The 26,455-nt window shown below is 66.5% G+C and carries 24 protein-coding genes and 1 tRNA gene; 19 read left to right on the top strand and 6 right to left on the bottom strand.

Annotated elements, in window-relative coordinates; translation table 11 throughout:
• Positions 1-66: 66 nt before the first annotated feature.
• From ACCQ10_RS12825 to ACCQ10_RS12745, 17 genes are all read left to right on the top strand, one after another.
• Positions 67-1,356: a polysaccharide biosynthesis protein GumE gene (locus ACCQ10_RS12825; protein WP_199680091.1), complete on the top strand. Its 1,290-nt coding sequence runs from the start codon at positions 67-69 to the stop codon at positions 1,354-1,356.
• Complete coding sequence (locus ACCQ10_RS12820) at positions 1,353-2,444, top strand: acyltransferase family protein (protein WP_372360879.1); 1,092 nt, start codon at positions 1,353-1,355, stop codon at positions 2,442-2,444. Before ACCQ10_RS12825 ends, ACCQ10_RS12820 begins: the two co-directional genes overlap by 4 nt.
• Positions 2,445-2,457: 13 nt before the next feature.
• Positions 2,458-3,546, top strand: a complete 1,089-nt coding sequence (locus tag ACCQ10_RS12815) for an acyltransferase family protein (protein ID WP_372360878.1) — start codon at positions 2,458-2,460, stop codon at positions 3,544-3,546.
• A 68-nt stretch (positions 3,547-3,614) separates the two neighbouring features.
• The gene (locus ACCQ10_RS12810) at positions 3,615-4,757 is read left to right on the top strand and encodes a glycosyltransferase family 4 protein (RefSeq protein ID WP_372360877.1); all 1,143 of its coding nucleotides are present in this window, start codon (positions 3,615-3,617) and stop codon (positions 4,755-4,757) included.
• Complete coding sequence (locus ACCQ10_RS12805; protein WP_372360876.1) at positions 4,754-5,803, top strand: glycosyltransferase; 1,050 nt, start codon at positions 4,754-4,756, stop codon at positions 5,801-5,803. Before ACCQ10_RS12810 ends, ACCQ10_RS12805 begins: the two co-directional genes overlap by 4 nt.
• A gap of 17 nt (positions 5,804-5,820) precedes the next feature.
• Positions 5,821-7,308, top strand: coding sequence for a lipopolysaccharide biosynthesis protein (locus ACCQ10_RS12800; protein WP_372360875.1), 1,488 nt, complete (start codon positions 5,821-5,823; stop codon positions 7,306-7,308).
• Positions 7,309-7,372: 64 nt separating this feature from the next.
• Positions 7,373-8,575, top strand: a complete 1,203-nt coding sequence (locus ACCQ10_RS12795; protein WP_039410865.1) for a GumK N-terminal domain-containing glycosyltransferase — start codon at positions 7,373-7,375, stop codon at positions 8,573-8,575.
• A 42-nt stretch (positions 8,576-8,617) separates the two neighbouring features.
• Complete coding sequence (locus ACCQ10_RS12790) at positions 8,618-9,412, top strand: polysaccharide pyruvyl transferase family protein (RefSeq protein ID WP_372360873.1); 795 nt, start codon at positions 8,618-8,620, stop codon at positions 9,410-9,412.
• Between the two features lie 4 nt (positions 9,413-9,416).
• On the top strand, positions 9,417-10,211 hold the full coding sequence (locus tag ACCQ10_RS12785; protein ID WP_039410871.1) for a WecB/TagA/CpsF family glycosyltransferase: 795 nt from the start codon (positions 9,417-9,419) through the stop codon (positions 10,209-10,211).
• 34 nt (positions 10,212-10,245) lie between these two features.
• On the top strand, positions 10,246-10,707 hold the full coding sequence (locus ACCQ10_RS12780) for a cupin domain-containing protein (RefSeq protein WP_047695237.1): 462 nt from the start codon (positions 10,246-10,248) through the stop codon (positions 10,705-10,707).
• A gap of 90 nt (positions 10,708-10,797) precedes the next feature.
• A complete protein-coding gene (locus ACCQ10_RS12775) occupies positions 10,798-11,811 on the top strand; it encodes a TraB/GumN family protein (protein ID WP_372360872.1) in 1,014 nt (337 codons plus the stop codon).
• 212 nt (positions 11,812-12,023) lie between these two features.
• Positions 12,024-13,055: a 3-oxoacyl-[acyl-carrier-protein] synthase III C-terminal domain-containing protein gene (locus ACCQ10_RS12770; RefSeq protein ID WP_372360871.1), complete on the top strand. Its 1,032-nt coding sequence runs from the start codon at positions 12,024-12,026 to the stop codon at positions 13,053-13,055.
• Positions 13,055-13,903 carry an MBL fold metallo-hydrolase gene (locus tag ACCQ10_RS12765; protein ID WP_372360870.1) on the top strand — a complete coding sequence of 283 codons (849 nt, stop codon included), beginning with the start codon at positions 13,055-13,057 and terminating at the stop codon, positions 13,901-13,903. Before ACCQ10_RS12770 ends, ACCQ10_RS12765 begins: the two co-directional genes overlap by 1 nt.
• Complete coding sequence (locus ACCQ10_RS12760) at positions 13,900-14,859, top strand: NAD-dependent epimerase/dehydratase family protein (protein ID WP_372360869.1); 960 nt, start codon at positions 13,900-13,902, stop codon at positions 14,857-14,859. The genes ACCQ10_RS12765 and ACCQ10_RS12760 overlap by 4 nt, the downstream gene beginning before the upstream one ends.
• Complete coding sequence (locus ACCQ10_RS12755; protein ID WP_372360868.1) at positions 14,850-16,004, top strand: glycosyltransferase; 1,155 nt, start codon at positions 14,850-14,852, stop codon at positions 16,002-16,004. The genes ACCQ10_RS12760 and ACCQ10_RS12755 overlap by 10 nt, the downstream gene beginning before the upstream one ends.
• A 7-nt stretch (positions 16,005-16,011) precedes the next feature.
• Positions 16,012-16,593, top strand: coding sequence for a hypothetical protein (locus ACCQ10_RS12750; protein WP_372360867.1), 582 nt, complete (start codon positions 16,012-16,014; stop codon positions 16,591-16,593).
• Entirely contained in the window at positions 16,583-17,839 is a 1,257-nt protein-coding gene (locus ACCQ10_RS12745; protein ID WP_372360866.1) for a glycosyltransferase, read from the top strand. The genes ACCQ10_RS12750 and ACCQ10_RS12745 overlap by 11 nt, the downstream gene beginning before the upstream one ends.
• 190 nt (positions 17,840-18,029) lie before the next feature.
• On the opposite strand, the gene dxs is transcribed toward ACCQ10_RS12745, so the two are convergent.
• The 5 genes from dxs to ACCQ10_RS12720 all read right to left on the bottom strand — a co-directional run bounded on the left by dxs (position 18,030) and on the right by ACCQ10_RS12720 (position 24,439).
• On the bottom strand, positions 18,030-19,946 hold the full coding sequence (gene dxs / locus ACCQ10_RS12740) for a 1-deoxy-D-xylulose-5-phosphate synthase (protein WP_372360865.1): 1,917 nt from the start codon (positions 19,944-19,946) through the stop codon (positions 18,030-18,032).
• A gap of 225 nt (positions 19,947-20,171) precedes the next feature.
• The gene (locus ACCQ10_RS12735) at positions 20,172-20,828 is read right to left on the bottom strand and encodes an HNH endonuclease (RefSeq protein WP_039410890.1); all 657 of its coding nucleotides are present in this window, start codon (positions 20,826-20,828) and stop codon (positions 20,172-20,174) included.
• A 660-nt stretch (positions 20,829-21,488) separates the two neighbouring features.
• On the bottom strand, positions 21,489-23,282 hold the full coding sequence (locus ACCQ10_RS12730; protein WP_372360864.1) for an acyl-CoA dehydrogenase C-terminal domain-containing protein: 1,794 nt from the start codon (positions 23,280-23,282) through the stop codon (positions 21,489-21,491).
• Between the two features lie 37 nt (positions 23,283-23,319).
• Positions 23,320-23,796 (bottom strand): LEA/WHy family protein, encoded by a 477-nt coding sequence (locus ACCQ10_RS12725; RefSeq protein WP_104580422.1) that lies wholly within the window; start codon positions 23,794-23,796, stop codon positions 23,320-23,322.
• A 106-nt stretch (positions 23,797-23,902) separates the two neighbouring features.
• Positions 23,903-24,439 (bottom strand): lipocalin family protein, encoded by a 537-nt coding sequence (locus ACCQ10_RS12720; RefSeq protein ID WP_372360863.1) that lies wholly within the window; start codon positions 24,437-24,439, stop codon positions 23,903-23,905.
• Positions 24,440-24,618: 179 nt separating this feature from the next.
• Between ACCQ10_RS12720 and ACCQ10_RS12715 the strand changes: the two genes are divergently transcribed.
• Positions 24,619-24,694 (top strand) — tRNA-Phe (locus ACCQ10_RS12715).
• A gap of 277 nt (positions 24,695-24,971) precedes the next feature.
• Positions 24,972-25,247, top strand: coding sequence for a hypothetical protein (locus ACCQ10_RS12710; protein ID WP_228313965.1), 276 nt, complete (start codon positions 24,972-24,974; stop codon positions 25,245-25,247).
• Between the two features lie 62 nt (positions 25,248-25,309).
• Here ACCQ10_RS12710 and cho read toward each other — a convergent pair whose 3' ends face one another.
• Positions 25,310-26,164, bottom strand: coding sequence for an excinuclease Cho (cho, locus tag ACCQ10_RS12705; protein WP_372360862.1), 855 nt, complete (start codon positions 26,162-26,164; stop codon positions 25,310-25,312).
• Positions 26,165-26,455 lie beyond the last annotated feature (291 nt).

Here is a 26,455-nt window from a genome sequence, read left to right as displayed (position 1 = left end):
GTCCGGCGCCGCGGGCGGCTGCACTGCAGCCGCCCCTTTCAGGCAGGCGTGTGCATGCTGATTCGAATGAGCGAGGCGACCCGCATTCGCTGGCACAACCTGCTGATCGAGCTGACGTTGCTGGTCGGCGTCGGTTACAACCTGGTGCTGGCCCTGATCAATGCGAATGTGTTCACCGTCCGCCCGGTGATCACCTACGCGGTCGAGTTCATGGTGTATGCGGCATGTTTCCTGCTGGGCCTGGGCTCGCTCAGCCGCAAGCGCATCGCGTTGATCATCAGCGGGCTGGGCTTGATCGTGCTGCTGATGTTCGTACGGTTCCTGGTGAACTGGCAGATCGATCCGAAGTTCTTCCGCGACGCGCTGGTGGTCTTCGCCTTCGTGGTGCTGGGGTCCGCGTACACCGGCTCGCTGCCCAAGCTGTTCATCCGCATGACCATCATCGTCTCGCTGGTCGCCGCGTTCGAACTGGCCATGCCAAGCGCCTATGGCGATCTGGTCAATCCCAAGAGTTTCTTCGTCAACGCGCGCGGGATGAGCGCCGAAGGCTTCTGGAACGAGGACAGCAACCTGTTCGTCAGCGCCACGCGCCCGGGCGAGCGTAACTTCCTGCCGGGTTCCAACCTGCCACGCGCCTCCTCGATGTTCATCGAGCCGGTGACGATGGGTAACTACATCTGCTTCTTCACCGCCATCGTGCTGGTGTTCTGGCGTTGGATGCGTCCGGCCGCCTTGATGCTGTCGGTCGGACTGATCGGCTTCATGATCGTCGCTTCCGACGGACGATTGGCCGCGGGTACCTGCGTGTTGATGGTGCTGCTGACGCCCTTGCTGAAACGCCTCGATCAACGATTGGCGTTTCTGGTGTTCCTGCTGGTGATCATGAGTGCCTGGCTGCTGGTCTGGGTGACCGGGATCACCGCCTACCAGGACACCACGATGGGCCGGGTGTTCTTCACCGTGTATTCGATGAACAACCTGTCGTTCGAGTCCTGGATGGGCCTGGATTTTGCGCAGGCGTATCGCTACTTCGACAGCGGCATTTCCTACTTCATCGCCTCGCAGTCGATTGTCGGCGTGCTGGCGTTCCTGTTGTCGTATTCGTTCCTGCTGCTGATGCCCAGCAAGGAAGGGCAGCTGTTCAAGAACCTGGCCATCTTTGCGTTCGCGCTGAGTCTGCTGGTGTCCAACGGCTACTTTTCGATCAAGACCTCGGCGCTGTGGTGGTTCGTCTGTGGCTGCCTATGGCACATGCGTCCGACCTGGTCCGCGTCGGCTGCTCCCCGGACCTCGATCAAGGATGATCCAACGGCAGATGGCGCGCAGCTGCCATTGCCCGCGGGAGCAGCACGATGAGCGCTGCCGCGGCAGCCACGTCGCCGGTCACGCCTGCCGCTGGCGACCGGATCACGACAGTAAGTCGTGCGCGCGATCAGCGGATCGATGCAGCCAAGGCGATCGCGATCCTGCTGGTGGTGTTCTGCCATGCCAAGGGTGTGCCGCACGGCATGACCCTGTTCGCCTACAGCTTTCACGTGCCGCTGTTTTTCATGGTGTCGGGGTGGTTGGCGGCTGGCTATGCGTCCCGCACCACGGGGTTGGACCGGCGGTCGTTGGGCAGGCATGCCCGCAGCCTGCTGCTGCCCTACGTGACGTTCTATCTGTTGGGTTATGCGTACTGGTTGTTGACCCGCAATATCGGCGAGAAGGCGGCGCGGTGGGGAAGCCATCCGTGGTGGGAGCCGATCGTGTCGCTGTTCACCGGGATCGGCCCGGACCTGTACGTACAACCGCCACTGTGGTTTTTGCCGGTGATGCTGGTGACCGTGATTGCCTACATCCTGCTGCGCCACGTGCTGCCCCCGCTGGTCATTGCGCTGGCGTCGCTGGTGCTGGCCTGGATCTGGATGAACTGGTTCCCGGGACAGGGCGTGCGGCTTTTCTTCGGCCTCGATGTGCTACCGGTGTCGTTGTGTTTCTACGCGCTGGGCGCGTTGTTGATTCACCTGTCGCCGCGGTTGCCGACATCGCTGCCGATCAGTGCGTTGGTAACCGTGGTGCTGGCGTTCGCAGTCGCGTGGTTGGCCCAGCGCAATGGACGCATCGACGTAAACATGCTGCAGTTCGGTCGCGAGCATGCGCTGTTCCTGCTCAGTGCGGTGCTGGGCTCGCTGATGGTGATTTGCGCGGCGCGGTTGGTGCAGGGCTGGGCGTGGGTACAGTGGATCGGCCGCAACACCTTGCTGGTCCTGTGCACGCACATGTTGGTGTTCTTCGTCTTGTCCGGCGTTGCCGCAGTCGCTGGCGGGTTCGGCTCGGCGCGTCCCGGGCTGGGTTGGGCGGTGTTCGTCACGGTCTTTGCGCTGGTGGCATGCGTGCCGATGCGCTGGGTGCTGATGCGGTTTGCTCCCTGGGCGTTGGGTGCGCGCACGGTGACGGCATGAGCGGCGCTGCGGCATGACCACGGCTCCGTACTTGCCCGAGGTGGGACGCGGCACGGCAGGCCTGGGCGTGCGGCCGGTGGCTGCGGCGACCCGCGACTGGCAGATCGATGCGGCAAAGGCCCTGGCCATCGTACTGGTGGTGCTTGGGCATGCCAGCGGCATGCCGCCCGCGTACAAACTGTTTGCCTACAGTTTTCATGTGCCGCTGTTTTTCGTGCTCTCCGGATGGGTGGGCGAACGATTCGGGCGGCGTGCGTTGAACGCAGCGACAGCGGCCAAGCTGGCGCGCACGCTCCTGGTTCCGTACCTGGCTTTTTTCCTGGTGGCCTACGGTGTATGGCTGTTGATGGCGGTGCTCAATCACGCCTTCCAGCAGCCGGGCGCACGTGCCTGGTGGGATCCGCTGACCGGCGTGCTTTGGGCCAATGGCACGCGTCTATACGTGCTGCCGGCGTTGTGGTTCCTGCCGGCACTGTTTGTCACGACACTGGCCTACATTGCACTGCGCGCGCGCCTGAGTACGGGCGTGGTGGTGGCGATGAGTTTGCCGCTGGCGCTGGCATGGGCGCGATGGTTTCCCGCGCTGCAGCTGCGGCTGCCGCTCGCGTTGGACGTGTTGCCGATTGCCTTGTTCTTCATTGCCATCGGCGGCTGGCTGTCGCGCTTTGCCGAGCGGTTGCGTGGCTTCGGTGCAGGGGCCTGGGCAGTGGCCTTGCCGTGCGTGGCGGCGGCCTGGGGACTGCTGGCCGGGTGGAACGGGCAGGTGGACGTCAACAACCTGCAGTTCGGACACTCGGCCGCGCTGTTCGTGCTGGTCAGCCTGCTGGGAACCGCGATGACCTTGTGCGTGGCCTACTTCGTTCGCAACTGGCAGTGGGTGCAATGGATCGGTACCAATACACTGCTGATCCTGTGCACGCATACCTTGGTGTTTCTGGTGATCACCAGTGTGGTGGTCCGCACCGGCGTGGTGGATCGCAGCCTGATCGGTACGCCGGCCTGGGCGATGGCGTTGAGTGCGTTCGCGATCGCCTGCGCTGTGCCCATGCGCATGGTGCTGGTGCGTAGTGCGCCATGGATGTTGGGGTTGAAGCGTCAATGATGCGTTTTCAGAATCGACCGTCGTCGCAGCACCTGCGTGCGCGTCGCCGGCACAGGAGATTGGCGTAAATGAAAGTGGTGCATGTCGTCCGCCAATTCCACCCCTCGATCGGGGGGATGGAGGAAGTCGTCCTCAATGTCGCCCGCCAGCATCAGGCCACTAGTGCCGATACGGTGGAGGTGGTGACGCTCGATCGCGTGTTTACCGACCCGGGTGCGCAGCTTGCGCCGCAGGAAACTTATCAGGGCCTGCCGATCCGGCGGATCGGCTATCGCGGCTCCTCGCGTTACCCGCTCGCGCCATCGGTGCTGGGCGCGATTCGCTCTGCCGATGTGGTGCATCTGCATGGCATCGATTTTTTCTACGACTACCTTGCGCTGACCAGACCGTTCCATGGCAAGCCGATGGTGGTTTCCACCCACGGCGGGTTCTTCCACACCGCCTACGCATCGCGCATGAAGCAGATCTGGTTCCAGACCCTGACCCGGGCATCGGCGTTGGCGTATGCGCGGGTGATTGCCACCAGCGAGAACGATGGCGATCTGTTTGCCAAGGTGGTATCGCCAGCGCGCCTGCGCGTCATCGAAAACGGCGTGGACGTGGAAAAATATGCAGGGCAGGGCGCGACGACGCCTGGCCGGACGATGCTGTATTTCGGTCGCTGGTCGGTCAACAAGGGGTTGATCGAAACGCTGGAGCTGCTGCAGGCCGCGCTCAAGCGCGACCCGCAGTGGCGGCTGATCATCGCCGGCCGCGAGTACGATCTGAACGAGGCCGACCTGCGCAAGGCCATTGCCGAGCGTGGTCTGCAGGACAAGGTGCAGTTGAGCATGTCGCCCTCGCAGGAGCAGTTGCGCACGCTGATGCGGCAGGCGCAGTTCTTTGTCTGCCTGTCGCGCCATGAAGGTTTCGGCATTGCCGCGGTGGAGGCGATGAGCGCAGGGCTGATCCCCATCCTCAGCGATATCCCGCCGTTCGTGCGGCTTGCCACCGAGTCGGGACAGGGCGTGATCGTCAATCGCGACAGGATCGACGCGGCGGCCGACCAGGTGCAGGCGCTTGCGCTGACCGCTGATGCCGACTTCGCCACGCGGCGTGCGGCCTCGATGGCCTATGTGAGTCGCTACGACTGGAAGCATGTGGTCGGGCGTTACGTGGACGAGTACCACGCCGCGCTGGGTACGCCGCGTCCGCAGGAGACGCTGCGATGAGCGCGCACGCATCTGCATCGCTGACCCGTGCAGCGGCCCGGCCGCAGGTCACGGTGTTGTTCTCCACCGAAAAGCCTAACGCCAGCACCAATCCGTATCTGACCCAGCTCTACGACGCGTTGCCCGATGCGGTGCAGCCGCGCTTCTTCTCGATGCGCGATGCCTTGTTGTCGCGCTACGACGTGCTGCATCTGCACTGGCCCGAATACCTGCTGCGCCACCCCAGTGCTGCCGGCACCCTGGCCAAGCAGGTGTGTGCGGCGTTGTTGTTGCTCAGGTTGCAGGTCACCGGCACGCCGGTCGTGCGCACCCTGCACAATCTGGCGCCACACGAAGACCGTGGCTGGCGCGAGCGCAGCCTGTTGCGCTGGATCGACCGCCTGACACGCCGCTGGATCCGCATCAATGCGACTACGCCGCCACGTCCGCCATTCACCGACACCATCCTGCACGGCCATTACCGCGACTGGTTTGCGACGATGCCGCAGGGCACCACGGTTCCGGGGCGGCTGCTGCATTTCGGCCTGATCCGCCCGTACAAGGGGGTGGAAACGCTGCTGGAGGTGATGCGCGATGTCGGCGACCCGCGCCTGAATTTGCGCATTGTCGGTAACCCCGCCACGCCGCAGATGCGTACGCTGGTGGAAGACGCCTGCGCGCAGGATCCGCGCATCAGCGCACTGCTGGCCTATGTCGAGGAGCCGGTGCTGGCACGCGAGGTGAGCGAGGCCGAGCTGGTGGTGTTGCCGTATCGGCAGATGCATAACTCCGGAACATTGTTGCTGTCCTTGTCGCTGGCGCGGCCGGTATTGGCGCCATGGAGTGAATCCAACGCGGCCATCGCCGAGGAAGTGGGCCCGGGCTGGGTATTCCTGTATGAAGGTGAGTTCGATGCGGCCTTGCTGACGGGCATGTTGGACACGGTGCGCGCGGCGCCGCGCGGGCCGGCCCCGGATCTGTCGCAACGCGACTGGCCGCGAATCGGGCAGCTGCATTACCGCACCTATCTGGAAGCGCTGGGCAAGGACGGAGAAGCCGCGCAGTGACCGCAGAACCTCCCTCGATGTCATCGTCTCCGCCAGCGCCGCCGCAGCGCAGCCTCGGCTCGCGTGCCGCGGGCGGAGCGGCGGTGACCATGCTGGGCCAGTCGGCCAAGATGATCGTGCAATTCGGCGGCATCATCCTGCTGGCGCGCCTGCTGACCCCGTACGACTACGGCCTGATGGCGATGGTGACCGCCATCGTCGGTGCGGCGGAAATCCTGCGCGACTTCGGCCTGTCGGCCGCCGCGGTGCAGGCCAAGCATGTCAGCCGCGAGCAACGCGACAACCTGTTCTGGATCAACAGCGGCATCGGGTTGACGTTGTCGGTGCTGGTGTTCGCCTCGGCGCACCTGATCGCCAACTTCTACAAGGAGCCGGCGCTGGTCACCATCTCCCAGGCGCTGGCAGTGACGTTCCTGATCAACGGCATGACCACCCAATACCGCGCGCACCTGAGCCGCGGGCTGCGCTTCGGGCAGGTGGCGCTGAGCGATGTGGGGTCGCAGGTGCTGGGCCTGCTGGCTGCGGTGGCTGCAGCGTTGCTGGGTTGGGGTTATTGGGCGCTGGTGGTGCAGCAGGTGGTGCAGGCGGTGGTGAACCTCGTCATTGCCGCGAGCTGCGCGCGCTGGTTGCCTGGCGGCTATCAGCGCAGCGCGCCGATGCGCGACTTCATGAGCTTCGGCTGGAACCTGATGGCGGCGCAGCTGCTGGGATACGCCAGCCGCAACGTGGGCCAGGTGATCATCGGCTGGCGCACCGGCCCGGACGCGCTGGGTTTGTACAACCGCGCGTTCCAGCTGTTGATGATGCCGTTGAACCAGATCAATGCGCCGGCCACCAGCGTGGCGTTGCCGGTGCTGTCGCAGTTGCAGGACGACCGCGAACGTTTCAGCGCGTTCTTGCTGCGCGGGCAGACGGTGATGGTGCATCTGATCGTGGCACTGTTTTCGTTCGCCTGTGCGCTGGCGATGCCGCTGATCGTGCTGGTGCTGGGCGAGCAGTGGCGCGAGGCGGTGCCGCTGTTTCAGGTGCTCACGCTCGGCGGCATCTTCCAGACCGCGTCCTACGCCACGTACTGGGTGTTTCTGGCCAGGGGATTGATGCGGCAACAACTGGTGTACTCGCTGGTCAGCCGCATCGTGTTGATCGCCTGCATCTTCGTCGGCTCGCGCTGGGGTGCGATGGGCGTGGCGATCGGGTATTCGTTCGGTTTGCTTGTGACCTGGCCGCTTTCATTGATCTGGGTCGGCAGGATCTCCGATACGCCGGTCGCTGCGTTGTTCACCAATGCGGTACGCGCAATGGCGGCATACGGTATCGCCGGTGCCAGCGCCTACTACGCCTCGGTGACGGTCGGTGGCCCGCTGTGGGAGCAACTGGCAGTCGGCGCAGCCGTGATGGCCGCGGTGTGCCTGCTGATGCTTGGCATCTGGCCGGCATTCCGTCGCGATGTGATCTCCATCGTCAATATCCGCAAGTTGCTGACGCAGGCCAAGGCACGTCGATGAGATCGACATCGTCTTCGCCCGCGCTCGGTCATGTTTTTCCCCACTCATTCATAGGACACGGCCCATGAGCGCTACACCCGCCGCCGCTGCCGGCATTCGCCGGCCTTGCTATCTGGTCTTGTCCGCCCACGATTACCGCACCCCGCGCCGCGCCAACATCCACTTCATCACTGACCAGCTGGCGCAGCGCGGCACGACGCGGTTCTTTTCGCTGCGTTACAGCCGCCTGTCGCGGATGAAGGGCGACATGCGCCTGCCGCTGGACGACACCGCCAACACGGTGGTGTCGCACAAGGGGGTCGAGTGCTATCTGTGGCGCACGACGGTGCACCCATTCAATACCCGGCGGGCGTGGCTGCGCGCCGCAGAAGATGCAATGTTCCGCTGGTATGCCGCGCATCCGCCGCGTCAGCTGCTGGACTGGATGCGCGAGGCCGACGTCATCGTGTTCGAAAGCGGAATTGCGGTGGCCTTCATCGAGCTCGCCAAGCGCATCAACCCGGCAGCCAAGCTGGTGTATCGCGCATCCGACGGCCTGAGCACGATCAACGTTGCCTCCTACATCGAGCGCGAGTTCGACCGCGTCGCACCGACGCTGGATGTGATTGCGCTGGTGTCGCCGGCCATGGCCGAGGAGATCGCCAGCCGCGACAACGTCTATCACGTCGGGCACGGTGTGGATCACAACCTGGATCAGTTGGGCGACCCATCGCCGTACGGGGAGGGCATCCATGCCGTGGCGGTCGGGTCGATGTTGTTCGATCCTGAATTTTTCGTGGTGGCCAGCAAGGCATTCCCGCAGGTCACCTTCCACGTTATCGGTTCGGGCATGGGGCGGCATCCTGGCTATGGCGATAACGTCGTCGTTTATGGTGAAATGAAGCACGTCGAGACGATTGGCTACATCAAGCATGCGCGGTTCGGCATCGCGCCCTACGCCTCGGAACAGGTACCGGTGTATCTGGCCGACAGCTCGATGAAGCTGCTGCAGTACGACTTTTTCGGTTTGCCGGCGGTCTGCCCGAATGCGGTTGTCGGGCCGTATCAGCAGTCCCGCTTCGGCTATACGCCGGGCAATGCCGAGTCGATCGTTTCCGCAATCAGTCAGGCGCTGGAAGCGCCGCACGTGCGTTACCGTCAGTGCCTGAACTGGTCTGACACCACCGATCGCGTGCTGGACCCGGCCGCGTACCCGGAAACCCGCTTGTATCCGCAGCACACCGGCGCAGCCGCGCGTGCATCTTCGGAGGCCGCGCTCTCGCATTGATGCGGCGCACCTCACCCGTTCGAGTTCAGGAGACCCTTTGTCATGGCCAACGCTTTGCTGCAGAAATGGATAGAACATGCAGAACGTCGTGCATTGTTCTGGTGGCAGCCGAAAAACGCTGGCGTCAACATGGGGGACCACCTGTCCAAGGTGATCGTGTCCTGCGTGCTTTCGCTGCAGGACAAGACGCTGATCGAAAAGCGGGACCTCAGCAAGAAGCTCATCGCGATCGGGTCGGTGCTGCATTTTGCCAAGGACGGCGATACCGTCTGGGGCAGCGGGATCAACGGCAAGATTCCTGCCGAGCGCAATACCTTCAGCACGCTCGATGTGCGTGCGGTGCGCGGGCCCAAGACGCGCCAGTTCCTGCTGGACCGTGGCATCGCGGTGCCGGAAGTCTACGGCGACCCAGGGCTGCTGACGCCGATGTTCTTCCCGGCCGAAGCGCTCGGTGCGGTGGAAAGACGTCCGTTTGCGATCGTTCCGCATTTCAACGAGCCGGTCGAAAAATACAGCGCGTACGCAGACCATCTGGTGTTTCCGAACGTCAAGCCGGCAACCTTCATGAGCCAGCTGCTGGGCGCCGAACTGGTGGTCAGCAGTTCGTTGCACGGCCTGATCCTGGCCGAGGCATACGGCATTCCGGCCGTGTATCTGGACTGGGGCAACGGCGAAGATCGCTTCAAGTACGACGACTACTACTACGGCACCGGGCGCACCCAGTGGCACTCGGGCAACAACGTGGAAGAGTGCCTGGCGCTGGGCGGCAACGGCAGCTTCGATCTGGAAAAACTGCAGGCCGGTTTGCTGGCCGCATTCCCTTACGACCTTTGGTGATTCGATGATGCAGGGCCAGCGCGTGGACAGGGACACAACGAGCGGCGCCGCCGCTGGCACTCCGGCCGGAGTGGTGATTCCGCTGGGTGGCTTTCCGGTGTTGTCCACCACCCAGGAAGCGTTCGCGCTGGACCTGTTTCACGCGTTGGCTGCACAGCAGCCGCGCCGGGTCTTTTTTGCCAACACCAACTTTGTCGTGCAGTGCCAGGCGCTGCGGATGCGCATGCGCGAGCCCGGCGTGCGCATCGTCAACGACGGCATCGGGATGGATCTGGCGGCGCGGATGATTCATGGCCGCCGGTTCGCCGGCAATCTCAATGGCACCGATCTGATTCCGTATCTGTGCCGGGAGAGCGCGCAGCCGCTCAAGTTCTTCCTGCTGGGCGGCCGGCCCGGGGTCGGCAAGACCGCCGCTGCCACCCTGACCGGTACGCTGGGGCAGCAGGTGGTGGGCATGTGCGACGGTTACGGCGAGTTTGCCGCTGCCGGCGAGGGCCTGGCCGAGCGCATCAATCGCTCGGGTGCGGACGTGCTGCTGGTGGCCTTCGGCAACCCGTTGCAGGAGCGCTGGATCCTCGACCATAGCCATGCGCTGCGGGTGCCGCTGGTGTTCGGTGTGGGTGCGCTGCTGGACTTTTTGTCCGGCACCGCCAAGCGGGCACCGGACTGGGTCCGTCGCCTGCATATGGAATGGATGTACCGCCTGCTCAACGAGCCGCGCCGGCTGCTCAAGCGCTATAGCTGGGATCTGCTGGTGTTCTTCCGCACTTGTCTGCGCGCGGGCAAGCATCTGCCGTGATGCGCAGCCGCGGCGGCTGGCCTAGCATGCGTGCATGCATCCCACTGCCGCCGCCCTGATCCGATCGCTCGCATTGTCACCCCACCCGGAAGGCGGGCACTTCCGGCGCGTCTACGCCTCTGCGCGCCAGGTCAGCGACAACGGCGTCGCGCGCCCGGCGCTGACTGCGATCCGTTTCCTGCTCACTGCCGGCCAATGCAGCGCCTGGCACCGCGTGGATGCGGAAGAAAGCTGGCATTGGCAGCAGGGCGATGCGCTGGAACTGCTGGTCTACGACGAACGCGACGGGCAACTGCGGCGGTTGATCCTGGACGCGGCCGAACGCGGCGAGCCGATGCATGTGGTTCCTGCGGGCTGTTGGCAGGCGGCGCGCTCGCTGGGTGACTTCACCCTGGTGGGGTGCACGGTGTCGCCGGGATTCGTGTGGGACGGCTTCGCGCTGCTCGACCAGGCGTCTCCCCTGGCAGCGCATCTGGCAACGCTGGCGACGCGCTAGCAGTGCTGCCGATGCTCGGCCGAACGCTTCCCTAACGCAGTGGTCGCAGGCTTGGCGTAATGTCCGCCGCAAACAGGGGGCGACCACGTGATGCGACACAGGGCAGTGGGATGGGGCGCCGGCTTGCTGCTGGTGTCGATGCTGGCGACCGCCAGCGATCTGGCGATACAGGACGCGGCCGCGCCGCCCCCGGTGGTCGACCTGGAGGCGCTCGTCGTCCGCGGGGTCCAGCCCGGGCCGGGCCTGTGGAAGGTGCGCAAGGGCGAGCATGTGTTGTGGATCCTGGGCACGCAGTCGCCGTTGCCCAAACGCCTGCAATGGCAATCGTCGGAAGTGGCCACCATCATCGGCCAGTCGCAGCAGGTGCTGATGGCGCCGACGGTGCAGGTCGACGCGGACATGGGCTTTTTCGGCAAGCTCACCTTGCTGCCATCGGCGATGCAGGCGATGAAGAACGAGGACGGCCGCGAGCTGCGCGAGGTCCTGCCGCCCGACCTGTACGCGCGATGGAAGGTGGCCAAGGCCCGCTACATCGGCAGCGATCGTGGCGTGGAACGCAAACGCCCGATGCTGGCCGCCGGCGAGTTGTACCAGGCGGCGCTGAAGCGTGCGGGCCTGGCCCGCTCGCCGGTGATCTGGTCGGTGGTGGAGCGCGCCGCCAAGCGCGCCGGCATCAAGCCCACTCCCACGGCGCTGGACTACAAGATCACCGACCCGCGCCAGGCACTGAAGGAGTTTCGCGCCGGCGGCCTGGACGATATCGCCTGTTTCCGCAGCATCCTGGTGACGGTGGAGCGCGACCTGCCCACCATGGTCGAGCGCGCCAATGCCTGGTCGGTAGGCGATATCGAGGCATTGCGCCAGCTGCCGCGCGAAGATCCGCAGGCGGCGTGCATGCGCGCGATGGCCAGTTCCGATGCGGCCAGGAAGCGCGGCATCGACGATCTGGAGCGGCGCATGCGCGAGCATTGGCTCGCGATCGCCACCACTGCGCTGCAACGCAATCGCAGCACCTTCGCGGTGCTGCCGATCAGCCGTCTGACGGCCCCGGATGGATACCTGGACCGGTTGCAGGCGCTGGGGTATGCGGTGGAGGCGCCTTGAGCGCCTGACGCGGCAATGTGCGTGCAGGTGCACGGCACCGTTACGCACGCAGTGCATGCCGGAGTTCGCGCGCGATGCCGGACACGCAAGGCTTGCAGCCGTGCCAGCAGGGCGTGCCTGGGAGCGGTGCCGCACTGCGGTGTGGAATGACACTGCAGAGGAATGGGTGCCTCGCCATCCGGGACGGTTAGGCCGACCGTTCCAGCCAAGGTATGCTGCGCGCCTTCTTCGCCGAGAGCTCCGTGTTGAACGCATTGCCGCTGCGCATCCTGGGCACCGGACGCCACGTCCCGGCCAGGCAGGTGACCTCGCAGGCGCTGGACGAGCGCTGGCAACTGCCGGCGGGAACCACCGTTGCCCGGTTGGGTGTCGAAACGCGTTACTACGTGGGCGATGGCGAGACGGCATCTTCGATGGGCGCCGCTGCTGCGCAGCAGGCACTGGCAAACGCCGGCATCGATGCCGGTGAGGTGGATTGCCTGATCTCGGCCTGCAGCGTGATGGAGCAGCCGATTCCCTGCCAGGCGGTCTTGATCCAGCGTGCATTGAGGCTGGGCGATTCCGGCATTCCGGCATTCGATGTCAACGCGACCTGCCTGAGCTTTCTGGTGGCACTGGACACGGCGGCCAATGCGCTGGCGCTTGGCCGCTATCGACGCGTGCTGATCGTCTCCAGCGAAGTGGCATCGGCCGGCCTGGACGATACGGTGCCGGCCACTGCCGGGCTGTTTGGCGATGGCGCCGCTGCGGTGGTGGTCGGGCGCAGCAGCGCAGACCACGGCTCGGCACTGCTGTCCAGCCGGCTGTCCAGCTACGGCAGCGGCGCGGACCTGTGCCGCATCCGCGGCGGCGGCACCCGTGCACCACAGGGCGACGACGACGCACGTGCTGCCTCACGCCTGTTCTGGATGGACGGCCGCGGCGCCTACCGTTTTGCAGCGCGCCATCTGCCCGCATTCTGGGAGCAGTTGCTGCGCGAGGCCGGCACCAGCACGGCGCAGCTGCGCTGTCTGGTGCCGCATCAGGCATCCGGCGGTGGGCTGGATCATGTCGTGCAGACGCTGGGGCTGCGCAGCGAGCAGGTCGTGCGCATCCTGCACGACACCGGCAACCAGGTGGCTGCCTCGCTCCCGCATGCCTTGCATCACGCATGCGTGGACCGGCAGTTGCAACGCGGCGACGTGTTCGCGTTGCTCGGTACCGGCGCCGGCCTGGCGATCGGTGGCATGGTGTTGCGGTACTGATGGCCACGCGCGTGTCCATCGCGCTGTTGCGTGTCGGCCACTGCCGTCATTGCGAGCGCATGGTGCGTGCGGATGGCCACTGGCATGCGGTGGAGTTCCCCGCGTTGAGCGTGCTGATCCGGCATCCGCAGCGCGGGGCGCTACTCTACGACACCGGCTATGCCACGCATTTTTTCGATGCCACCGATCCCTGGCCGGAGCGTGTGTATCGCTGGACGACACCGGTGACCCTGCCCACGCACGAGACCCTGGGCGCGCAACTGGCGCGGCGCGGCGTGCAGCTGGAGGACATTGCCTGGTGCCTGATTTCGCATTTCCATGCCGACCATGTCGGCGGTCTGCGCGACCTGCCGAATGCGCGCTTCATCTGCCTGCGTGCCGATTACCAGCAGCTGCGCAGCTGTTCGCGCCTGGGCGGCTTGCGACGTGCCCTGCTGCCGCAGCTGCTGCCAGACGACTTCGATCAGCGCCTGCAGTTTGCCGAGCAGGCGCCGCAGCGCGCGCTGGGCGGCGCCTGGCAGGGGCTGGGCGCAGCCTATGACCTGTTCGAGGACGGCAGCGTGCTGGCGGTGCCGCTGCCCGGGCATGTCCCGGGGCAAATGGGCCTGTGGCTGCGCGATGCGCATGACCGGCAGGTACTGCTGTGCGCAGATGCGGTGTGGTCCCACGCAACCCTGGCCACCCTGCAGTGGCCGGCGTGGCCGACGCGCCTGCTGATGCACGACTGGCGTGCCTTCCAGCGCACCGTGCATCACCTGCATGGCCTGGCGCAGGCGCACCCGGAGCTGACCATCCTGCCGTCGCACTGCCAACCCAGTCTTGACCGTTACCAGCCGGAGTGGCGATGACGTTGCGCATTCTCGTGACCGGCGCGTCCGGTTTTGTCGGCGGCGCCTTCCTGCGCCGGTTCCAGGGGCAGCCCGGGCTGGAGATCCATGGCATCGGGCGACGTGCCAGCGATCTGCCCAACTACCATCGCATCGACCTGAGTCAGCCGTTCTCGCTGGAGTGGCAACCGGACGTGGTGATCCACGCGGCGGCGCTGGCCTCGCCCTGGGGGACGCGCGCGCAGTTCCAGCTGCACAACGTGCAGGCCACCGCCAATGTCATCGAGTTCTGCAAGCAGCACGGCTGCCCGCGTCTGCTGTACGTGTCCTCCAGTTCGGTGTTCTACCGGGAGGCGCATCAATACGATCTGGACGAGCACAGTCCGATCGGCCCGCACTTCGTCAATACCTACGCGCAGACCAAATACCTGGGCGAAACCCTGCTGGAGCGCTATCCGGGCCAGGCGTCGGTGCTGCGTCCGCGTGCGGTGTTCGGGCCGGGCGACACGGTGCTGTTTCCACGCGTGATCGCCGCCGCACGCAAGGGCGCGCTGCCGCGTTTCATCGGGCAGACCCAGCCGGTGATCGGCGATCTGATCTACATCGATACGCTCTGCGATTACCTCTATCGCGCGGCCACGGCGCCGCAGTTGCAGCGGTCCTACAACCTCACCAACGCGCAGCCGGTGGATGTGCAGCAGCTGTTGCTGGAGGTGCTGGCGCGGCTGCATCTCCCCATGCCGCAACGCCAGGTCCGCATCGGCACTGCGCTGCGCATGGCCAGCGTGGTCGAAGGTCTTTACCGCGTGCTGCGGTTACGTGGCGAGCCGCCGATCACCCGGTTTGGGGTGGGCGTCTTTGCCTATTCCAAGACCTTCAATCCACACCGCATGCTGGCCGATCTGGGCCCGCCCAGTGTTGGTCTGGATGCAGGCATCGAGGCATTCGTGCGCTGGCAGGCTGCCCAGTGGGCCTAGCCACGCTCGCCCTGGCTGCCGCGTATCTGGGCCTGCTGCTGATCAAGTCTGCGGCCGCGCTGTGGGTCATGCGCGGCGCGCACCCCGGCCCGGCTGGCGGTATCGCCGCAACGCAGGCCGAGGTGGCCGTGCTGCAACCGATTCTCGGCGGTGATGCGCACCTGCAGGAGGTGCTGGCGTCCAACCTGCGAGCACTGCCACGGGCGCAGTTCGTGTGGTTGCTGGATGCAGACGACATCGCAGGCAACACGGTGGCCGATGCGCTGATCGCCCGGTTTCCACAGGTGCGGATTGCCCGCATGCTGGTGCCGCCAGCGCCACCGGGCATCAACCCCAAGGCCTGGAAACTGCAGCACGCCTTGCCGGGCGTACGCGCGCCGATCAGCCTGATCCTGGACGATGACGCGCACCTTGGCAGCCACGCCCTGACGCAGATGTTGCACGACCTCACCCATGCCGACGTCGTGACCGCGTTGCCGTATTACCGCGGCAGCGACACGCTGGCGGGGCGCCTGCTCTCGCAATTCGTCAACAACAATGCAGCGCTCACCTACCTGGGCTGGCTGCCGTTTGCGGCGCCGGTGACACTCAATGGCATGTGCTATGCCGCGCGGACTGCGCAGCTGCGCGCCTGGGGCGGCTTTGCCGCACTGCTGGACCAGCTGACCGACGATCTTGCCGTCGCGTCCCTGGTGCGCGGACGGGGAGGGCGCCTGTGGCAATCCACCGCGCCGGTGGAGATGCGCACCGCACTGCCGGACCTGGCGAGCTATGCACGCCAGATGCACCGGTGGATGCTGTTCGGGTTGATCCTGCTGCGGCAACAACCCGTGCGCGTGCGTGCAGCCATCGTGTTGCTGCAAGGATTGCCGCCGGTCGTGCTGCTGGCCATGCTGCTGTGTGCGTGCATGCCGCCCGCCTGGCCGGGTGCAGCCATCGTGGTTGCCACCTTGCTGCTCCGCGCACTGCTGCTATGCGCCGTGCAATGGCGCGTGACCGGTGCGCTGCGCCACCGTCCGCTGCTGTCGGTGTGCGCGGAGTGTCTGCAGCCGCTGCACCTGCTGCACGCTGCAGGGGTGCGCACCATCCGCTGGCGCACCCGCCGCTACCGCGTACTCGCGAACGGTCGCTTTCGTGCCGAATGAGCGCCCCTTGCTGCAGATTGCGTTTCTGACCGGGCAGAGCGATCGGGCACGCTGCGCCTTGAGCGCGGAGCAGCAGCAGTTTCTGCAGGCGTTGCAGGGTGCGGGCCGCCGGCTGATCGACTGCAATTACCCGTATCGCCCAGACAGCGCGCCGCATCGGCGCACCCCGCTGTGGCGCGCGAGCCTGTCCAGCGCGCGCCAGTATCTGGGCGCGCGCGCCGGGCGCGTCGCATCTGCCGATCGCGCGCGCGTGGCTGCGTTGCTGCAGCACAGCCCGGTGACCGTGCTGCTGGCCGGCAGTTGCGGCTTGCAGTTGTTGACGGCCCTGCAGTTGCCGCAGTCGGCGCGTGCGCGCCTGGCCGTGTTCGCCTATGGGCCGGTCTGCCGGGCGCCTGACGCGTTCGGGCAGGTCCGCGTGGTGCAGGGGCGCGGCGACTGGCTCTCGCGCGCGCTGTTCGATGGTGCGGTGGCGCACGCGCCACGCTGTGGCCACATGGACTATCTGCGCAGCGCGAGCGTGCTGGTCAGCTGCCAGGCCTTCGTCGCCGAGGTCGAGCAGCGCTTGCGGAGCAGCCTGCGTGCGGATTGATCTCGTCGCCCCGCCGTACAGTGGCCACCTGCATCCGATCCTGGCCATTGCCCGCCAGCTGACGCCTCACCACGATGTGCGCGTCATCAGTACGCCGGCGGCGCAGGCGCGCATTGCGGCGTGCGGGCTGCGCGCGGTCAGCGTGCTGGACGCGCAGGCCGATCGGGTGCTGCTGGACATTGCCAACCCACCGCATGCGGTAGGCCATCATCCGTTGCGCCTGCGTCGGCAGCTGCACGCCGCGCTCGGCCTGATGGCGCAGCTGGGCGATGCGCTGAAGACGGACTGGCGCGCACGACGGCCGGATCTGGTGATCGCCGATTTCACCCTGCCCAGCGCCGGGCTGGCCGCGCAGGCGATGGGCATCGCATGGTGGACCAGCATGCCGTCGCCGTGCGTGATCGAGACCGGCGACGGGCCGCCGGCCTACTTCGGTGGGCTGCTACCGGCCACCACCCTGCGCCAGCGCATGTGGCATGCGCTGGCGCGGCGGCTGACGCGCGGCTTCAAGCGCAGCTTGCATGCCTGCTATCGCCGCCAGATGCGCGCGTGCGGGTTGCCGGCGCTGTACCGCCGCGACCGCAGCGAGGCGGTATATTCGCCGCAGTGCATCCTGGCCCTGGGCGTGCCCGCGTTCGAGTTCGCCCGGCGCTGGCCCGCCGCCTTGCGCTTTGTAGGGCCACAACTGTGCACGCCGCCGTCCGAGGTGGCGCCTCCCGGCTTCATCGACGGGCGCCGGCATGTGCTGGTGACGCTGGGCACGCATCTGCAGTGGGTCAAACAGCGCATGGACGAGGTATTGCGCACGCTGGCGCCACGGTTCCCCGAGGTGATCTTTCATTTCAGCGATGGCGATACGGCCGCGCCGCAGCAGCAGGGGCAGGGCAATTATCAGCGGCTGCCGTACGTGGATTACGCGCAGCATCTGCCACGGTACGCGCTGGTCGTCCACCACGGCGGTGCCGGCATCCTCTACGCCTGTCTGGCAGCGGGGCTGCCTGCGATTGTGTATCCGCTGGACTACGACCAGTTCGACCACGCCACGCGTCTGCAGGCCGCCGGTGCGGCAACCTGGCTGCGCGATCTGGATGAGCTGCCGGCGCGATTGGATGAGGCCCTTGCCGCGACCGAGCCGCCGTGCGGCGTACGTCGCCTGCAGGCGGAGCTGCAGGCGATCCACGCGCAGCAGCGCGTCGTGCAGCTGGTGCAAGCGTTCGCAGGTACCGGCGTGCTACTGCAGGAGTGATGCCACCGCGCCAGCGCCGCCCGCGGCGGCATGGTGGCGTGCAGGGGGCACAGTCTGGCTGGGCCCATTGACGCCCAGGCAAGCCCCCGCATGCGGGCCAGGGATAGAACGCGCTTCACAGGAAGGCCTGGTCAGTGCTGCCCCGGCGTTCCCGACGCGCCAGCCCAACCTCGCGGGGCGCCGGTTGAAATCAACCCGCCGCTGCGTTCAACGGCGGCGTGTGGGTCGTCATCAGTTGCGGCCAGCGCTTGAGCACCGCGGCGCGGATGCCGGCCTGGTCGATACCGGCTTCGGCCAGCAGGTCTTCGCGGCTGGCGTGATGCTGGAAGCTGTCCGGCAGGCCCAGCTGCAGCATCGGCATGGTCACGCCCTCGGCATTGAGCAACTCGGACACGCCCGAGCCCGCACCGCCGGCAACGACATTGTCTTCGATGGTGACGAAGCCATCGTGGGTCCTGGCCAGCTCCAGCAGCATGGTCTTGTCGAGCGGTTTGACGAAGCGCATGTTGACCACGGTCAGGCCAAGTTCGCGGCCGACCGCTTCTGCGGCTTCCACGGTCACGCCAAAGCCCAGCAGCGCAATGCGCGACCCGCTATGACGCAGCTGCGCCTTGCCGATGGGCAGGGTGGCCAGCGAGGCGTCCAGCGCCACGCCGGGGCCGGTGCCGCGCGGGTAGCGCACTGCGGCCGGGCCTTCGTAACGCACGCCGGTGCTCAGCATCTGCCGGCATTCGGCTTCGTCGGCCGGTGCCATGACCACCATGTGCGGCACGCAGCGCAGGAAGCTCAGATCCAGGTTGCCGGCATGGGTGGCGCCATCCGGGCCGACCACGCCGCCCCGGTCGATCGCAAACAGCACGTCCAGCTGCTGCACCGCCACGTCGTGCACCAGCTGGTCGTAACCGCGCTGCAGGAAGGTGGAGTAGATCGCCACTACCGGTTTGGCACCTTGCGTGGCCATGCCGGCGGCCAGCGTCACCGCGTGTTGCTCGGCGATCGCGACGTCGAAATAGCGCTGCGGGTATTCCTTGCTGAAACGCACCAGGCCGGAGCCTTCGCGCATCGCCGGGGTGATGACCAGCAGCTTGGGCTCGGCCGCCGCCATGTCGCAGACCCAGTCGCTGAACACGTCGGTATAGGTCGGCTTCCTGGCGCCGGCCTTGGCCACCAGGCCCTTGCTCGGGTCGAACGGGCCGACGGCGTGATAGCCGATCTGGTCGCCTTCGGCCAGCTCGTAGCCCTTGCCCTTGGTGGTGATGACGTGCAGCAGCTGCGGGCCCTTGAGGGTCTTGAGCGTCTTGAGCGCGCTGACCAGGCTGGGCAGGTCGTGGCCGTCGATCGGGCCGGTGTAATGGAAGCCCATTTCCTCGAACAGGGTGGACGGCACGAACATGCCCTTCCAGTGCTCCTCCCAGCGCCGCACGAAGCGCGCGGTGGGATTGTTCTTCTTGTCGCCGAGGATCTTCTTGCCGCCCTCGCGGATGGCGTTGAGGGTACGGCTGCCGCTGGCACGGCCCAGCATCTTGGTCAGCCCGCCCACCGCCTCGGAGATCGACATGCGGTTGTCGTTGAGGACCACCAGCAGGTTCGGCTCAGGATCCATCCCGCCGGCGTGGTTGAGCGCCTCGTAGACCATGCCGGCGGTCATGGCGCCATCGCCGATCACGGCGACCACCTTGCGGTCGTCGCCGTTGCGCTGCGCGGCGATCGCCATGCCCAGCGCGGCCGAGATCGAGGTGGACGAATGGCCGACGCCAAAGGTGTCGTAGATGCTCTCTTCGCGCTTGGGAAACGGCGCCACGCCGTCCTTCTGCTTGACCGTGTGGATCTGGTCGCGACGGCCGGTGAGGATCTTGTGCGGGTAGGTCTGATGCCCGACGTCCCACACCAGCTGATCGACCGGCGTCTGATACAGGTAGTGCAGGGCCACGGTGAGTTCGATCACGCCCAGGCCGGCGGCGAAGTGCCCGCCGCTCTTGCCCACCGATTCGATGAGATAGGCACGCAGCTCGTCGGCGATCGCCGCAAGATCGGCCTCGTCGAAGCTGCGCAGGTCGTCGGGGGTCTGGATGCGGGACAGGCGCGGGTAGCGGGTGGAGTCGATCATCATCGTGTCAATCTTCTGAAACCACATTGTCCTCCCCAGGCGAAGGCCCGGCAAGCAAACCGGTTCAGCTGTCAGCCGGCGGCAATGGTCGAGCGCGCCGTCGTGAGCGCTTTGCGGCGTGGTCGGTGGCGCACGCGGCCAGTGCTACCGCCGCGATCGCCATGGCGCTTGCGCCGTTGCCGTCCCTGCACTGCATCGACGCGTGCGCCGTCAGGCACCGGTGAACTACAGCGACAGCTTCGAGCGTTTGGGCAGCTGCGCACGCAGGAAGGCCATCTGATCCGACAGGATATTGCGGTTGGACAGGATCAGGTGCTCGATCCAGCTCGGCCGGTACGGCACCGCCAGCAGCGGCATATGCGCCTGCTGTGGCGTACGGTTGGCCTTGCGCGAGTTGCACTGGAAACACGCGGTGACCACGTTCTCCCAGGTATCGCGCCCGCCCTTGGACACCGGCATGACGTGGTCGCGGGTGAGGTGCGGGCGGCTGAAGTGCTGACCGCAGTACATGCACAGTTGCGAGTCGCGCGCGAACAGGGCGGTATTGCTGAGCGTCGGGGTCGGGTCCAGCGCACGCGAGCGGGCGTGGCCGCGCGCGGCGATGATCGGGTGCAGCTCCAGTGTGCTGCGCTCGCCGGTCAGCCGCGAAATGCCGCCGTGGATCTGCATGCAGGGCTCGCCCAGCGTCCAGGACACCGCATCGCGTGCATACAGGCAGGCGGCGTCCTGCCAGTTGATCCAGTCCAGCACCCGGCCGTGCGCATCGAGCGACAGCAGGCGCAAGCTGGGAAGTGGCTGGATCGCAGCGACAGCGCTGCCCGCGACCGGGGCAGAGGCGCCTCCGGGGAAGATCACATCACCTACGTGCGTGTCTGTCTCCATCGGGAAAACAGCTTATACCCGATCGTTGACAGTTTGTGTATCGCGGCGAACGGCGTTGGCGCGTGTCTTGCAATCAGGGGTCAGCACGTCCGCGCCCAGCCGCCCCGGCCGCGATGCCACCGCGCTGCGCCACCAATGTTCGGACCCGTTGCAGGCCTCACTTAGCCATAGGAACTCACTCGGGCGCAACGTCTTGCCGATCGGTAGTGCCTCGTCGCGGCCAGGTCCGCTCCTACGACAGCGGCGGAATCCTGCGATCTTGCCGTAGGAGCGCACCCGGGCGCGACGTCTTGCCGATCGGTATCGCCTCGTCGCGGCCAGGTCCGCTCCTACGACAGCGGCGGAATCCTGCGATGTTGCCGTAGGAGCGCACCCGGGCGCGACGTCTTGCCGATCGGTATCGCCTCGTCGCGGCCAGGTCCGCTCCTACGACAGCGGCGGAATCCTGCGATGTTGCCCATAGGAGCGCACCCGGGCGTGACGTCTTGCCGATCGGTAGTGCCTCGTCGCGGCCAGGTCCGCTCCTACGACAGCGGCGGAATCCTGCGATGTTGCCCGTAGGAGCGCACCCGGGCGCGACGTCTTGCCGATCGGTAATGCCTCATCGCGGCCAGGTCCGCTCTTACGGTCGCGGCAACCTGCCGCGACGATGGCGCTTGCTCAGCCTTCGCCGAACAGCTCGGCGTCCAACGTCATCAACGGCGCGGCGCCGCTGCGGATGGTGGCGGCGTGGGTCAAGGTGCGCGGCAGGATGCGGGCAAAGTAGAAACGCGCGGTCTCGCGCTTGGCGCGCTTGAACTCCTCGCCATGGGCCGACGCGTCGGCCGCGGCAACGCTGCGCGCCCACCAATACGCCAGCACCACGTAGCCGGAATAAAACAGGTAGTCGTAGCTGGCCGCGCCCAGCTCGTCGGGGTTGCGCGCGGCACGATCGAGCACGTCGCGGGTCAGCATGGCCCATTCGCTGGCCTTGTCGCGCAGCGGCTTGATGAACTCGGCCAATGCGGCGTTGCCTTCCTGCGCATTGGCGAAGGTTTCCAGATCGGCCAGGAACAGCTTCAGGCCGGCAGCCTGGCTAGCAGCGGTCTTGCGGCCGATCAGGTCCAGCGCCTGGATGCCGGTGGTGCCTTCGTAGATGGTGGTGATGCGCGCGTCGCGCGCCAGCTGCTCCATGCCGTATTCGCGGATGTAGCCGTGGCCGCCGAAGCACTGCAGCGCGTGGTAGGTGTTTTCGATCGACCACTCGGTCTGGCAGGCCTTGGAGATCGGGGTGAGAAAGCTCACCAGGGTTTCGGCGTCGGCACGCTCCTGGTCGGTGCTGCCGCGGTGGGCCACGTCGACCAGGCTGGCGGCGTGCAGGGCCAGCAGGCGGCTGCCTTCGGTCAGCGACTTGATGGTCAGCAGCATGCGGCGCACGTCCGGATGCACGATGATCGGGTCGGCCGGCTTGTCGGGAAATTTTGCGCCGCTGAGCGCGCGCGACTGCAGGCGCTCGCGTGTGTAGCGCAGTGCGTTCTGATAAGCGCGCTCGGACAGCCCGATGCCTTGCAGGCCCACGCTCAGGCGCGCGGTGTTCATCATGGTAAACATGGCCTGCAGGCCCTTGTGCGGCTGCCCGACCAGGTAGCCCTGGGCGCCTTCGAAGTTCATCACGCAGGTCACCGAGCCCTTGATGCCCATCTTGTGTTCGATGGAGCCGCAATGCAGCGCGTTGCGCTCGCCCACCGTGCCGTCACGGGCCACCTTGAACTTGGGCGTGACGAACAGCGAGATACCCTTGGCGCCAGCCGGTGCGTCCGGCAGCTTGGCCAGCACCAGATGCACGATGTTGTCGGTGAGGTCGTGCTCGCCGGCGGTGATGAAGATCTTGGTGCCGGTGATGGCGTAGCTGCCGTCGGCATTGGGTTTGGCGCGGGCCTTGAGCAGGCCCAGGTCGGTGCCGCAATGCGGCTCGGTCAGGCACATGGTGCCGGTCCAGCGGCCGTCGATCAGCGGCTTGAGAAAGACCTCCTGCTGCCAGGCCTCGCCATGCTGGCGCAGCGCTTCGGTGGCGCCGTGCGACAGCAGCGGGAAGTTGCCCCAGGCCAGGTTGGCCGAGTTGATCATCTCGTTCAGCGGCACACCCAGCAGATGCGGCATGCCTTGGCCGCCAAACTCCGGCTCGGCGGTCAGGCCATTCCAGCCGCTGTCCACGAACTGGTCGTAGGCGGCGCGGAAGCCCGGCGGGGTGGTCACCGCATGGGTGCTCTTGTCGAAGGCGCAGCCGATTTCGTCACCCACGCTATTGAGCGGCGCCAGCACTTGCGAGGTGAAGCGGCCGGCCTCTTCGAGCACGGCGTCGATGATGTCGGTGCTGGCCTCGGTGTAGCCGAGGCGGGCGAACAGCGCTTCGGCGCCGAGCACGTCGTGCAGCGCGAAGCGGAAATCGGTCAGCGGGGCGGCGTAGCTGCTCATGCGGGATCCTTGAAGCGGGTGCGGGAGGGCGTGCGCGTCAGCGCAGCACGCCGTTGAGGCCGGGGGCCGGGCTGAGCGTGTTGCGCGATTCCACCGCGAACTCGCGTTGTTTCTTGTCCTGCGGGGTGGCCCAGACGGTGCCCTTGAGCGTGTACGGCAGCGAACGGCCACCGGCCAGCACGTCGGCCACGGTGATCCGCCCCAGCGAGGTGGGCTGCACGGTGACGGTGACGATATCGGCGGTTTCCGGGCCGATGGACATGCCGACCGCCTGGTCGAGCTTGCCGGCCACCTGCTCGCCGGCAGAGATCTCCAGCGCCACGCGCTCGAACTGCATCGGGATGCTGCTGTAGTTCTGCAGGCGCAGGTCGACCGACCAGCTGCCATCGGCGCGGACGGTCAGCTGCTGGATGCTGGCGGCCGGCTCGGACACGCGGCGCACCGCGCCGCCGCAAGCGCTCAACAGCAGGCCACAGGCCAGCGACACGATCAGGAGGCGGGAGGCACGACGCATGTAAGGGGGTCCTTGGCGGCTGAGGCGGCGCCAAGAATACTACGCAGTACGGACGCCGCCTTGCCGCCGATGCCAGCCCCGCCCGCCCGGGAGCGGGGTGCCCGGCTCACAGCACGGGCGCGGCCACGATCAGCGGCGACAGGTCGTAGCCCATCTGCGTGGCACGGGCCTTGAGCTGCTCGAACTGCGCGCGCGGCATCTGTGGCGAGCGCGACAGGATCCAGAGATAGTTGCGTTCCGGCTCGCCAACCAGCGCCCATTGATAGTCCGGGTCGAGCGCGATCACCCAATAGTCGGCCCAGACCAGCGGCAGCCAGCTCAGCCATTCGGGCGCAAAGCGAACTTGCAACTGCCCCGGGTGGCCGTCGACCGGTCGCGCCACGCCATCGGCCTGGGTCAGGCTGCCATCGGCAGTGCGGCAGCCATTGCGCACGCCGATCAAGCCATCGTCGCGCAAGGTGTAGCTGGCGGTGATATCGCTGCGGCACTTTTTCTGAAACGACACCGGTAGATGCGCGATCTCATGCCACTGCCCCGCGTAGCGCGAGATATCCAGCTGCGGGACTGCGCGCACCGGTTGCTGCGCAGACGCAGCCAGTGGCAGCAGGGCGAGGCACGACCACAGCAGGCAAGACAGGCGCATGACGATCTCCGATGGACGCGCGCAGGCTAGGCGATGCGCCTCCCTGCGCGGCGTGAACCGGTGCAAGAAATCAGGCGGCGACGCCACGCTGCAACAAAGTTGGTCACAACGCTTGCCCAAAGTGCGCCTGCTCGCTATGATGCGCCTCCCCGCAACGCAGGCATCGCGTTGCAGGTAGTGGCCGAGTAGCTCAGTTGGTAGAGCAGGGGATTGAAAATCCCCGTGTCGGCGGTTCGATTCCGTCCTCGGCCACCATTTTCAAGCCTGCATTCGCAAGGCTTTCCGGTTAGATCCGGATCCGTCGTCTTCCTCTCGTTGCACGTTACGTTGTCCCAGCCCGGGGCGATTGCGCTGATGCGTGCGTTTTCATGCTCGCCGGATATCGGCGCCGCGCTGGCATCGACGCAGTGACGCGACGGCAATCCTGATCCGCTGTTCTAGATCGTCCGGCTGCAGCTGCTGTTGCGCATCTGTGCGGACGTTGCAGCGGGTTTCCACGTCATCTTCAACCTGGCGCGGCAATACTCTGCGCATGACGCACAAGACCCTTCGACGCACCTTGATCCATGGCTACTGCGGTGAATTCCGCGTGGAAACCATGGAAAGTCAGGCCCCGGGCGACACCCGCTGGCTGTCGACCGCGTTCGTCTATCACCGCGACCGCGCGGCGCCGGTGGCCACCATCGAAGGCGCCGGCGAAGGCGAGTATCGCGGTGACGCGCGCGAACAGGCATTGCGCGTGGGATCGTGCCTGGCGGATTTTCTGGACCCGAAGGAATACCGGGCGGGCCCGGCCGAAGAGGGGTAGCAGCTCGCCGGTTGGTGCAGGTGCCTGGTGCGCTCCCGGCGTGGCGCCGCGCCGACGCGTCATCAAAGCAGCGTCACGCAGTGCAGATGGGTGTGCAGGCCTTTGCGCAGGATGCGATAACTGTCGCGATCGAAGTCTCCCGGCGCCGATTTGAGCTTGCGCGCGGCGGCCAACGAGGCCGTGCTGCCCAGGTAGTGCCAGTCGCGCAGCACGTGGAACTGGGTCAGATGCGCGCCCTGTTCCTTCACCGCCACGGCGCCGGGAAAGGGCCAGACGGCCTGTTCCAGGTGCCCTAGCGCGTCGCGCAGACGTTCCTCGTGGTCGCCCAGCGTTTCCGCGCCATGGCAGGCGCCGGCGCAGCGTTTGAGCATGGCGCGGAAGCATGGCCGGCCGGCAGCGACGCTCTCCAGCCCCAGCAGCCCGTAGCAAAGGCGGTCGCGATCGGCCAGCCGCCGTAGTGCCTCCTTGGCGGCGCGCGGGCTCGAGTACAGCCCGTACAGCCACGGTGTCAGCGCGGGGTCGCTCCCGGCCGAATGCTCGATGGACACCTCGCCGCGATACAGTCGGATCGAAAACTGGCGCGGCACGCGGCGCAGCTTCTGGTTATACAGCGGCCGCATCGATTTGATCAGTTGCGACTCGAGCAGTTGCGCGCCCAGATCGCCGGCCATTTCGATCACGCTCACCCGGCGCGTCTGACGCAGCAGCGCGGCTTCGCGTGGCGTACGGAAATGATCCATCACCCGTCCGCGTAGATTGATGCTCTTGCCGATGTACAGCGGCAGTCCGTCGTCCTGCCCGTGGAAGAGATACACGCCCGGCGTGGCAGGCAGGGTTTCCAGCGTGCTGCGCAGATGCTCGGGGTAGGCGTAGTCCACCGGGCTCAGGCCGCGCCGGGTGCGCTCACTCCGGGCCATGGGGCGACCGGGGCTGCAGTGAGTGGCAATCGCCAGCGTGCCTGGGCCGATGCGGACATGCCGATCGATGTGTGGTGTCTGCGATCGCGCTGATGCGCGATGCAGGTGCGCCCATGCCGGGGCGGCATCGTGGCCGGGTGGTGTGTGTCATCGAGCGCGAGCGTGCCAACCCGCCGTCTCATCCGATGAGACTCGGTCGATGTCGATGTCGATGTCGATGTCGATGCCGCATGTGCTGCAGGCACGACGACTGCGCGTGCGCTACCAGCGCCCGGGAGGCTGTCCGCATCG

The organism is Xanthomonas sp. NCPPB 1325 (genome assembly GCF_041477645.2).
Taxonomy (GTDB): Bacteria; Pseudomonadota; Gammaproteobacteria; order Xanthomonadales; family Xanthomonadaceae; genus Xanthomonas; species Xanthomonas cannabis.
This window is presented reverse-complemented; position numbering and strand designations above follow the sequence as displayed.

Excerpts from the sequence above, each read along its gene's own strand:
- ACCQ10_RS12825 (WP_199680091.1), top strand. The coding sequence starts at position 67 with ATGAGCGAGGCGACCCGCATTCGCTGGCACAACCTGCTGATCGAGCTG.
- ACCQ10_RS12820 (WP_372360879.1), top strand. The coding sequence starts at position 1,353 with ATGAGCGCTGCCGCGGCAGCCACGTCGCCGGTCACGCCTGCCGCTGGC.
- ACCQ10_RS12815 (WP_372360878.1), top strand. The coding sequence starts at position 2,458 with ATGACCACGGCTCCGTACTTGCCCGAGGTGGGACGCGGCACGGCAGGC.
- ACCQ10_RS12810 (WP_372360877.1), top strand. The coding sequence starts at position 3,615 with ATGAAAGTGGTGCATGTCGTCCGCCAATTCCACCCCTCGATCGGGGGG.
- ACCQ10_RS12805 (WP_372360876.1), top strand. The coding sequence starts at position 4,754 with ATGAGCGCGCACGCATCTGCATCGCTGACCCGTGCAGCGGCCCGGCCG.
- ACCQ10_RS12800 (WP_372360875.1), top strand. The coding sequence starts at position 5,821 with ATGTCATCGTCTCCGCCAGCGCCGCCGCAGCGCAGCCTCGGCTCGCGT.
- ACCQ10_RS12795 (WP_039410865.1), top strand. The coding sequence starts at position 7,373 with ATGAGCGCTACACCCGCCGCCGCTGCCGGCATTCGCCGGCCTTGCTAT.
- ACCQ10_RS12790 (WP_372360873.1), top strand. The coding sequence starts at position 8,618 with ATGGCCAACGCTTTGCTGCAGAAATGGATAGAACATGCAGAACGTCGT.
- ACCQ10_RS12785 (WP_039410871.1), top strand. The coding sequence starts at position 9,417 with ATGATGCAGGGCCAGCGCGTGGACAGGGACACAACGAGCGGCGCCGCC.
- ACCQ10_RS12780 (WP_047695237.1), top strand. The coding sequence starts at position 10,246 with ATGCATCCCACTGCCGCCGCCCTGATCCGATCGCTCGCATTGTCACCC.
- ACCQ10_RS12775 (WP_372360872.1), top strand. The coding sequence starts at position 10,798 with ATGCGACACAGGGCAGTGGGATGGGGCGCCGGCTTGCTGCTGGTGTCG.
- ACCQ10_RS12770 (WP_372360871.1), top strand. The coding sequence starts at position 12,024 with ATGCTGCGCGCCTTCTTCGCCGAGAGCTCCGTGTTGAACGCATTGCCG.
- ACCQ10_RS12765 (WP_372360870.1), top strand. The coding sequence starts at position 13,055 with ATGGCCACGCGCGTGTCCATCGCGCTGTTGCGTGTCGGCCACTGCCGT.
- ACCQ10_RS12760 (WP_372360869.1), top strand. The coding sequence starts at position 13,900 with ATGACGTTGCGCATTCTCGTGACCGGCGCGTCCGGTTTTGTCGGCGGC.
- dxs (WP_372360865.1), bottom strand. The coding sequence starts at position 19,946 with ATGATCGACTCCACCCGCTACCCGCGCCTGTCCCGCATCCAGACCCCC.
- ACCQ10_RS12735 (WP_039410890.1), bottom strand. The coding sequence starts at position 20,828 with ATGGAGACAGACACGCACGTAGGTGATGTGATCTTCCCCGGAGGCGCC.
- ACCQ10_RS12730 (WP_372360864.1), bottom strand. The coding sequence starts at position 23,282 with ATGAGCAGCTACGCCGCCCCGCTGACCGATTTCCGCTTCGCGCTGCAC.
- ACCQ10_RS12725 (WP_104580422.1), bottom strand. The coding sequence starts at position 23,796 with ATGCGTCGTGCCTCCCGCCTCCTGATCGTGTCGCTGGCCTGTGGCCTG.
- ACCQ10_RS12720 (WP_372360863.1), bottom strand. The coding sequence starts at position 24,439 with ATGCGCCTGTCTTGCCTGCTGTGGTCGTGCCTCGCCCTGCTGCCACTG.
- ACCQ10_RS12710 (WP_228313965.1), top strand. The coding sequence starts at position 24,972 with ATGACGCACAAGACCCTTCGACGCACCTTGATCCATGGCTACTGCGGT.
- cho (WP_372360862.1), bottom strand. The coding sequence starts at position 26,164 with ATGGCCCGGAGTGAGCGCACCCGGCGCGGCCTGAGCCCGGTGGACTAC.